General features: G+C 60.7%; 11 protein-coding genes and 1 pseudogene. 4 read left to right on the top strand and 8 right to left on the bottom strand.

The features are described from left to right. The 3 genes from DDF70_RS34725 to DDF70_RS39440 form a co-directional block, all read right to left on the bottom strand. Positions 1–305, bottom strand: a 305-nt coding sequence (locus tag DDF70_RS34725; protein ID WP_162820890.1) for a 6-pyruvoyl trahydropterin synthase family protein, incomplete at its 3' end; no start/stop codon positions are given. Then, positions 305–937, bottom strand: a complete 633-nt coding sequence (gene queE, locus DDF70_RS34730; protein WP_114949075.1) for a 7-carboxy-7-deazaguanine synthase — start codon at positions 935–937, stop codon at positions 305–307. The genes queE and DDF70_RS34725, both read right to left, overlap by 1 nt. Next, on the bottom strand, positions 934–1,338 hold the full coding sequence (locus tag DDF70_RS39440; RefSeq protein WP_114949076.1) for a 7-cyano-7-deazaguanine synthase: 405 nt from the start codon (positions 1,336–1,338) through the stop codon (positions 934–936). The genes queE and DDF70_RS39440 overlap by 4 nt, the downstream gene beginning before the upstream one ends. A gap of 230 nt (positions 1,339–1,568) precedes the next feature. Here DDF70_RS39440 and folP point away from each other — a divergent pair, with 230 nt between their 5' ends. The 3 genes from folP to folK are packed head-to-tail and all read left to right on the top strand — an operon-like array spanning position 1,569 to position 3,215. After that, positions 1,569–2,384, top strand: coding sequence for a dihydropteroate synthase (folP, locus tag DDF70_RS34740; RefSeq protein ID WP_114949077.1), 816 nt, complete (start codon positions 1,569–1,571; stop codon positions 2,382–2,384). Beyond that, positions 2,381–2,749, top strand: a complete 369-nt coding sequence (gene folB, locus DDF70_RS34745) for a dihydroneopterin aldolase (protein WP_114949078.1) — start codon at positions 2,381–2,383, stop codon at positions 2,747–2,749. The genes folP and folB overlap by 4 nt, the downstream gene beginning before the upstream one ends. Beyond that, complete coding sequence (gene folK, locus DDF70_RS34750) at positions 2,742–3,215, top strand: 2-amino-4-hydroxy-6-hydroxymethyldihydropteridine diphosphokinase (RefSeq protein ID WP_114949079.1); 474 nt, start codon at positions 2,742–2,744, stop codon at positions 3,213–3,215. The genes folB and folK overlap by 8 nt, the downstream gene beginning before the upstream one ends. Here the strand turns inward: folK and DDF70_RS34755 are convergent. The 4 genes and pseudogenes from DDF70_RS34755 to DDF70_RS38555 all read right to left on the bottom strand — a co-directional run. Next, complete coding sequence (locus tag DDF70_RS34755) at positions 3,212–3,400, bottom strand: hypothetical protein (RefSeq protein ID WP_114949080.1); 189 nt, start codon at positions 3,398–3,400, stop codon at positions 3,212–3,214. The genes folK and DDF70_RS34755 overlap by 4 nt on opposite strands. 595 nt (positions 3,401–3,995) lie before the next feature. Further along, positions 3,996–4,649: an IS630 family transposase gene (locus DDF70_RS34760; protein ID WP_114949081.1), complete on the bottom strand. Its 654-nt coding sequence runs from the start codon at positions 4,647–4,649 to the stop codon at positions 3,996–3,998. 402 nt (positions 4,650–5,051) lie between these two features. After that, positions 5,052–5,720: a class I SAM-dependent methyltransferase gene (locus tag DDF70_RS34765; protein ID WP_114949082.1), complete on the bottom strand. Its 669-nt coding sequence runs from the start codon at positions 5,718–5,720 to the stop codon at positions 5,052–5,054. 227 nt (positions 5,721–5,947) lie between these two features. Next, positions 5,948–6,296: pseudogene (locus DDF70_RS38555) on the bottom strand (DDE-type integrase/transposase/recombinase); the annotation flags it as partial. 248 nt (positions 6,297–6,544) lie between these two features. Here DDF70_RS38555 and DDF70_RS39445 point away from each other — a divergent pair. Next, complete coding sequence (locus tag DDF70_RS39445; protein WP_162820891.1) at positions 6,545–6,784, top strand: DUF5372 family protein; 240 nt, start codon at positions 6,545–6,547, stop codon at positions 6,782–6,784. A gap of 51 nt (positions 6,785–6,835) precedes the next feature. Here DDF70_RS39445 and DDF70_RS34775 read toward each other — a convergent pair. Then, positions 6,836–7,180 (bottom strand): IS66 family transposase (locus DDF70_RS34775; RefSeq protein ID WP_162820791.1); only part of this gene is annotated, 345 nt, incomplete at its 5' end.

Here is a 7,180-nt window from a genome sequence, read left to right on the forward strand (position 1 = left end):
CGTGCGACTGGCCCGATGTGCTGGACCCGATCGAAGATGAACCGGGTGATGTTCTCCAGTGTCGGTCGCTCCAGCCCCTCGATCCGGTTGAGGAACTTGTGATCGAGGGTGCGGCGCATCTCTGCGAGCTTACCCTCGAGCAGGCCCAGATCGACCAGCATGCCCGTTTGAGGATCGGGCAGTCCGCGCACAGCGACCTCGGCCCGAAAGGAATGGCCATGGATCTCCTCGCTGGCTGGCCCAAGCGTGGTACCGGTGAGCGTATGGGCGGCTTCGAAGTTAAACGACTTGGTGAGTTCCCACATCAGCGAATTCCTAAGTACTTATGTGTTTGGAGGCTCAGGCGCCATTGCGGGTGAGCCAGGCAATACTCGACGGCTCGCGCCGTGTTCGCGACCTGATCCGGTCCATCCATCGGCTGGAGCGAGAACCGCTCGAAGGTTAACGAGGCAAACCGCTCGGGCGGGGCATCCTCCTGCAGGAAGACCAGCTTCAGCTCATGGCCGGCTTGGATCTTGAGCTCGGTGCTGCCTTTCGGGCTGACGCAGATCCAGTCGAGCCCCGGCGGGGGCTCAATGGTGCCGTTTGTTTCGACTGCGATTGTGAAGGAGCGGCGGTGCAGTTCATCGATGAGAGCGGAATCGACCTGGAGCAGCGGTTCTCCGCCCGTCAGCACCACAAGCCGGTGATCGGTCCCGGGGCCCCAATGCTCCTCAATGCAGTGGCACAGGTCGGCGGCGGTGGCATAGCGTCCACCGAAGGTCCCGTCGGTGCCCACGAAGTCCGTGTCACAGAACCGGCAAGCAGCCGCTGCGCGATCGCTCTCCCGTCCGGACCAGAGATTGCATCCGGCAAAGCGGCAGAAGACCGCCGTCCGGCCTGATTGAACGCCTTCACCCTGAAGCGTCAGGAAGATTTCTTTGACGGCGTAGCTCATTCAGGCCTCGTTTGAGAGCTTGCGCCCACCACTTGGCTGCTGGTTTCCGCCGATCCGGCCGGAAGAGGTTCCGTGGCAGAGAGCTCGATGATGTTGTGAAACATGCTCAAACGCAGAGCGCAGCCCCGTGCCGAACGCAGCTCCTTTTTGTGGCGCTGAACATGATCAAAGGGCATAGGGCGCGCGAGAGTTCGGTTAGCGGCAAGCCTTTGTGCTCGCGTAACGGAATTCAGTCCGCCGGAACAGATGACGAAGGTCTTCACCAGGGCTCCTTGTTTTGACCGGGTAGGCTGCGACCGGATCGGCTCACGTGCCGACGAACGTGAAACGGACGGGACAGGTGAACGTGTGTCTCGCCACGCACTCACCCCGCTCGCTTCTACGACAAAAACCCAATCCATGTGCGCATGTCAATGATAATGCATTCCATCACATGAGAACCTCTGTCCGGGCCGGTACAATGATTCAAGTTAGACGACCGAAGAACACGCCGTACGTAGTCGCTGATGGCCTGGAATGTTTTGATGGACGGCTGGTTCCGGTTCTTGATCCGAGCCTTCCTATGGAAGAGATCTCGACTTCTGGAGCAAACCGCTACAGAAAGAGACCCTTTCCTGAACTAAGGTGAGCTATGACGGTGATCCTGAACGACCTCGGCACACGCACCCTGATCATGGGTGTCCTGAACGTAACGCCTGACTCATTCTCGGATGGCGGTCTGTTCGGCGACCATGCTACTGCGGTCAAGCATGCCCGCGAAATGGAGCAGGCAGGCGCCGACATCATTGACATTGGCGGAGAGTCCACACGCCCCGGCCATACACCGATCGAAGCCCAGGAGGAGCAACGGCGGGTCCTGCCGATCATCCGCGACCTTGCTTCCGTCTTGACGGTGCCGATCTCGATCGACACCTATCGGGCAGCCACGGCCCGAGCCGCCCTCGCGGCAGGGGCCAAAATCGTGAACGATATTTGGGGCCTTCAACGTGATTCCGACATGGCAGCGGTCATCGCGGACTACAATGCCTACGCGATCGTCATGCACAACCGGGCCGAGGTCGAGGCCTCGCTCGATATCATGGCGGATATGCTGCGCTTCTTCGAGCACTCCTTGGCTCTGGCCCGCCAAGCTGGTATCCCAGATGCACGCCTGATCCTTGATCCGGGTATCGGCTTCGGCAAGACAGCCGACCAAAATCTTGAAGCTCTCCGCCGCCTGCCGGAACTGAAGGCGCTGGGTTTCCCTGTGATGGTAGGTGCTTCTCGCAAGTCGGTCCTGAGTCGCTTCTATGATCCCCATGTCCCACCGCGCGATCGACTCTTCGGCACTCTCGGAGCGCATGTGGCGGCCGTGAGCCGCGGCGCCGATATCGTTCGCGTCCACGACGTCAAGGCTCATGTGGAGGCCTGCCGTGTGGCCGACATCCTCTTGAGGAACCTGCCATGAGCGATACGATTACGCTCTCCCGTCTGGCGCTCTATGCTCACCATGGCGTTCATGCTGAAGAGGCCCGCCTCGGGCAGCGCTTCTATGTCAGCCTGACCTGCTTGCTTGATGTTAAACCTGCCGGGCAGGCGGATGATTACCGGCAGACCGTCTGCTATGCGAGCTTGGCTAAGCTCGTTCATGAGATTGGCACAACGCGCCGCTTCCATATCATCGAGGGGCTGGCCGAGGCAATTGCCGCAGCCGTGCTCGCCCAGTTCCAGCTGATTACGGCCGTGACAGTGCAGATCGAGAAGCCTGAGGCTCCGGTGCCTTTCATTCTCAACGGTGTTGCGGTCCAGATCCGGCGCTCCCGCAATGGCTAAGGTCGCACTCAGCCTCGGCAGCAATCTGGGCGACAAGCGCGCCAACATTGCCAAGGCACTGTCCGCTCTGGATGAGGGTGGTGCACGGATTATGGTGCGCTCTGCGGACTACCGCACGGAGCCCTGGGGTCCCATTGCTCAGGACTGGTTCGTCAATGCCTGTGCCCTGGCCGAGACGGATCTCGCGCCCGATGACCTTCTGGCCCTGTGCCTTCGGGTGGAGCGGCAGCTTGGGCGCATCCGCGAGGTGAAGTGGGGGCCCCGGGTCATCGACATCGACATTCTAACCTATGACGATCTTGAGCTGATCACTCGCAGTCTGACCCTCCCCCACCCATTCATAGGAGAGCGTGAGTTTGTGCTGGTGCCGCTAGCCGAGATCGCATCGGATCTGAAGCTCGGCGGCCGGCCTATAATGGATATGCTCGCCGGATTGAACAGAGGCGATGTCGCGAAGCTTACCTAAGCCAGGATTCGCTTGTTGGCCAACGGATCGCGGCTTCGTTCGTGAATGAGCTGCATCATGGCTTCGTGGATCGTCTGGTCGAGGTCTTCGGGGCGGGTGAAGGTCAGGTGGGCAAGGTCATGGCGCTTCACATCGCGCCATCGCTCTTTGATGTCGTTGAGTCCAGGGGCATACTTGGCAGTCAATCAACGCTGAGCCAGTGCACCCGCTGCGCGAGGGCTGCTGTGCTTGCATTGCTGGTGTAAATGACAAACGCTGGCAGGGGCGGCGCTCCGCGAAGGAGCAGATCCATCGGCTCGGCGGCTCCGGAGCCTACACCCACCAAATGCTCCATCAGCCGCGATCATAGGCGCCAGCAGAATTCCAGATCCGACTGCAATTGACCTACCAGTGCAATACCTTTCTGGCTCGGATTAGCGCCACCGAGATGGCAACGCCTCTGCCGGAGGAGTGAAGGGTGTGGTATCGTCCATATCCCACAGTGCAAACGTGGCGCTGCATGCGGTTGGGCTCGACAGCGTCAATCCCGGCTTCTAAGGCCATGCTCGCCTACACTCGTTGGGTGAGGCGTATTGCAGCCAGTGCCCCCGAGCTTTGGCGACCTATACTTCCGGACCATGAGCAGGCGCGGTGAAGGACTACACCGGGTCAACATCGGCGCTTAATCGCGGCGGTGTGACGGTCTGCCCACCAGCCTAACGTGGAGGACATCTCCGTCAGTCGTACATTCTCGGCTCTATCAATAGCTTGGACAAGTTTCGGCTAAAGCGGATTTTTGGATCAGTGTAGAGCACAGCCAGCGTGCCTGATACAGCCTTTGGCATGCTGTGCGGTGATGGTGTAGAGGGCTAGTTGTTTGAGCTCTGCCTCCAGGGTTTCAAGACTGCGCTCGGCTTTGGTCTTGAGCCGCTCATTCATCTTAGCCCAGGCAGGCTCGATCGGGTTGAACTCAGGCGAGTAGCGCGGCAGGTACATCAGTCCGATGCCGGGGTGATTCAGCAGGTCGCGAACTTCTGTGGCGTGATGCGGGCGCAGGTTGTCCATCACCAGAATGGCGTCCGGCTTCGTGCCTTTGAGGGCCCGCACAAGCACCTGTTCGAGATAGCCCAGCAGCACCGACGTGGAGGTGGACGCCTCGATGCTAATCGTGGTCACCAGTCTGTCACACGCGAGGGCCCCTAGAACCGTCAGCCGTTGCCAGGAGCCGAGCGGGATCGACCCATAGGCGCGCTGCCCACGCGGCGCTCGGGCGTGGGTGCGGGCCATCTTAGTCGTCACCCCGCTCTCGTCGAGGAACACCAAGCGTTCCACGAATAGGTGGTTTATCTGCTGGCGGTAAGCCTCACGCTCGGCGGCAATCTCGGGCCGCTCCTGCTCGGCCGCCCGGAGCGTCTTTTTTTCACCGTCAGCTTGAGGCGCTGCAGCGTCCGGCACATCACCGGTCGGCTGATCCGCTTGCTGGTGAGCGCAAACAGACGCTCCGCGTACTGATCCAGGTAGGAATCGTTGGTCTCAGCCACGAGCCCTCGCAGCAGCGCTAGATCATGGGATCCTAGCCGACCGGGCGGTCCTCCGCGGCCCGGCCTCGGGCAGCGCCGGCCCTCCTGGCGGGCGGATCCGGTTCGACACGGTGGCGGGGCACACCCGAAAGCGGCAGGCAATGGCAACCTGGCTGCCCTCTCCTTGCTCATAGGCAGCCGGAACGTGCTCGCGCAAATCGCTGGAATAAGGCTGGCATAACTTGTCTCCCGTGCCATATGGCCAACAACGCACAGACCGCTGCTCTCGGTTCAAATCAGCTCGAAGTTCGCTTTAGCATGGCTGCGGTCCGCTCCATCATCGGGCGGCAAACAGTGCGGCACAGCCAATGGTCTCCACCCTCACCTGCTCAAAGCGGGCGGCCAGCTCCCGTCGCAGATCCTCGGCACAGTCCTGTTCGTTCGAGAAGATCCCCTTTGAATTGTAGAAACCCATCAGTACTCTGGCCATTCGGGAGCGCTGGATCCCCCTAGCCAAGAGCGTCGAACCAAACACGACTCCACCTGGTGCGAGAAAAGGCCTGATGTGGTCAAACACCACCGCCTTCTGCTCCATGCTACCCGGCAGGCAATGCAGCACGTAGTTGATGCCGATGGAGGTAAAAGGGCCCGTCTCAAGCTGAAAAGGCTCCAGAACATTCGCACAGACGCATTTGGGGTCATAGCGCCGGATCCGGGATGCGGTCCGCGCGAGGCAGGTCAGGTTGAGATCGAGCAGCGTGATCTGGGGCTGGCCGGAAGGAAACTGGCAGTGGTCGAGAAACCAGCCCGTGCCGACCCCGATTTCGAGGTGACGGTCACTCACGTGATCATTGTAGCGGTCGAGCAGACGTTGGGGCGGGCACTTCCAGATAAGGGGGCTGGACAGGCCGAGCACCACCAGATCGTAAACGTCGAGCATGCGGGGTGTATATACGGCCTGCCCAGCCACGACCGCCGGGTCAGTCCTCTCGTGCCGTGTAGTCATTGGTGTGCCCTCCTGAAGCATTCCAGCGTACCGCGATGTTGCTGAGTGATGTACGGGATCGGCGCATGCAATTGTTGGGCCACAGCGCGTCCGCGGCAAAATGTTTCTGGTGCTTACTATGTGATTACCAGGAAGAGAGAGATCTGTGACACGCAGAAGTGTTGTCATGTCGATTCTCTTGCAAATCCGGCACAGGAACGAGAGAGTAGCAGTGTATCGTGCCGTACTTATGCGGCGAGCAGGTGAAACTGTTCGGCGAGCGATAGCTGCCGATTGCACGCATATTTCGCCTGCTATTTGCGCGGCATATGGATCAACTCGTTGCCATCCAAGATCGCGCGGGCACTGTCAGCGGACTTGAAGCCGACCATCGATCGCACGCGGGTTTGACGGCGCAGCGATCCTGCTCGATGCCGTGAGATATTGACTCTACTGGGTCCTGATCGGCTTGAGCCGGCGTCTTGAACGGTTCTGCCGCCGACTCTCAGCATCACACGACAGGACGGCTTCATGATTGGTCTCCCTGGCATCGGCGACGATCCTCTCGGGCCGGCCATGCCGCACGACGAACCGCCTTGAGCAGGAACTCCCAATCGATGCTGGCGAAGTACCATTGGACGGCGAGCACCCGGTCGAACAGCCAGCAGCGCTGACCGGTCTACCTGAGCGCATCGGTCGCGGATCGGCTGGGCGATACCCGTAAGAGTCACCATGGACGACAGGCTCCTTGATCGGCTCGAGATATCGTTTGACCACCTCCTGCGCGATCCTGTCGCCGGCCGTGGGCACACCCTCAGCGAACTGCACCTGGATCCAACCAACCTTTGGGATCGGCTGAGGTCATCCACCCGTTCCATCCGCTGCGCGGACAACGGTGTGTCTTTCTGAAGGCCCGCTGCGTCTCGGGTGTCGAGACATTGAGCCTGCGCGACGCCCACCGCGGCTCGTTTGCCATACCGCGAGACTGGACCGAATGTACGCGGCCGGAGGCGCAAGCCTCCGCCACGAGCCTCCCCTTGCTGATCAAAGCGTTCGCATACAACCAATCCGGGGGTGACCGATGATCCATCTTTTGATTCGCTCGTAATTACCCACGCCTCATTTTGAGCTGAGATTCAGGCGGACACGGTCTGAAGAATTGTCTTGAACGCGTTGGTTCCCGGGCCGAGACGAGCCGTGTCGACGACCGTGCGAATGTCTGCTTCGCCTTTGGCCGCCCACATCGCCCGATAGCCATTGGTCACCTTGCGCTGAATGACGGCCGGTCTGAGCGCGCGTTCGCAGGCGTTGTTGGTCGCCTCCACCAGTCCAGGCCAGTGAGTGAAGGTCAGAAGCTGATCGCGGGCGCGCCGGACCTTGCTCTGCAGGGCGCGGGCGAGATCACAGGCGGTCGGCGCGGCCAGGATATCATCCAGACTGCGTTCCAGGGCGCGGCGCTTGCGGGCCAGGGTCGAGGCGGC

This window comes from Microvirga calopogonii (genome assembly GCF_003347665.1).
Taxonomy (GTDB): Bacteria; Pseudomonadota; Alphaproteobacteria; order Rhizobiales; family Beijerinckiaceae; genus Microvirga; species Microvirga calopogonii.

Coding starts and splice junctions, on each gene's coding strand:
- queE (WP_114949075.1), bottom strand. CDS start 937: ATGAGCTACGCCGTCAAAGAAATCTTCCTGACGCTTCAGGGTGAAGGC.
- DDF70_RS39440 (WP_114949076.1), bottom strand. CDS start 1,338: ATGGATTGGGTTTTTGTCGTAGAAGCGAGCGGGGTGAGTGCGTGGCGA.
- folP (WP_114949077.1), top strand. CDS start 1,569: ATGACGGTGATCCTGAACGACCTCGGCACACGCACCCTGATCATGGGT.
- folB (WP_114949078.1), top strand. CDS start 2,381: ATGAGCGATACGATTACGCTCTCCCGTCTGGCGCTCTATGCTCACCAT.
- folK (WP_114949079.1), top strand. CDS start 2,742: ATGGCTAAGGTCGCACTCAGCCTCGGCAGCAATCTGGGCGACAAGCGC.
- DDF70_RS34765 (WP_114949082.1), bottom strand. CDS start 5,720: ATGACTACACGGCACGAGAGGACTGACCCGGCGGTCGTGGCTGGGCAG.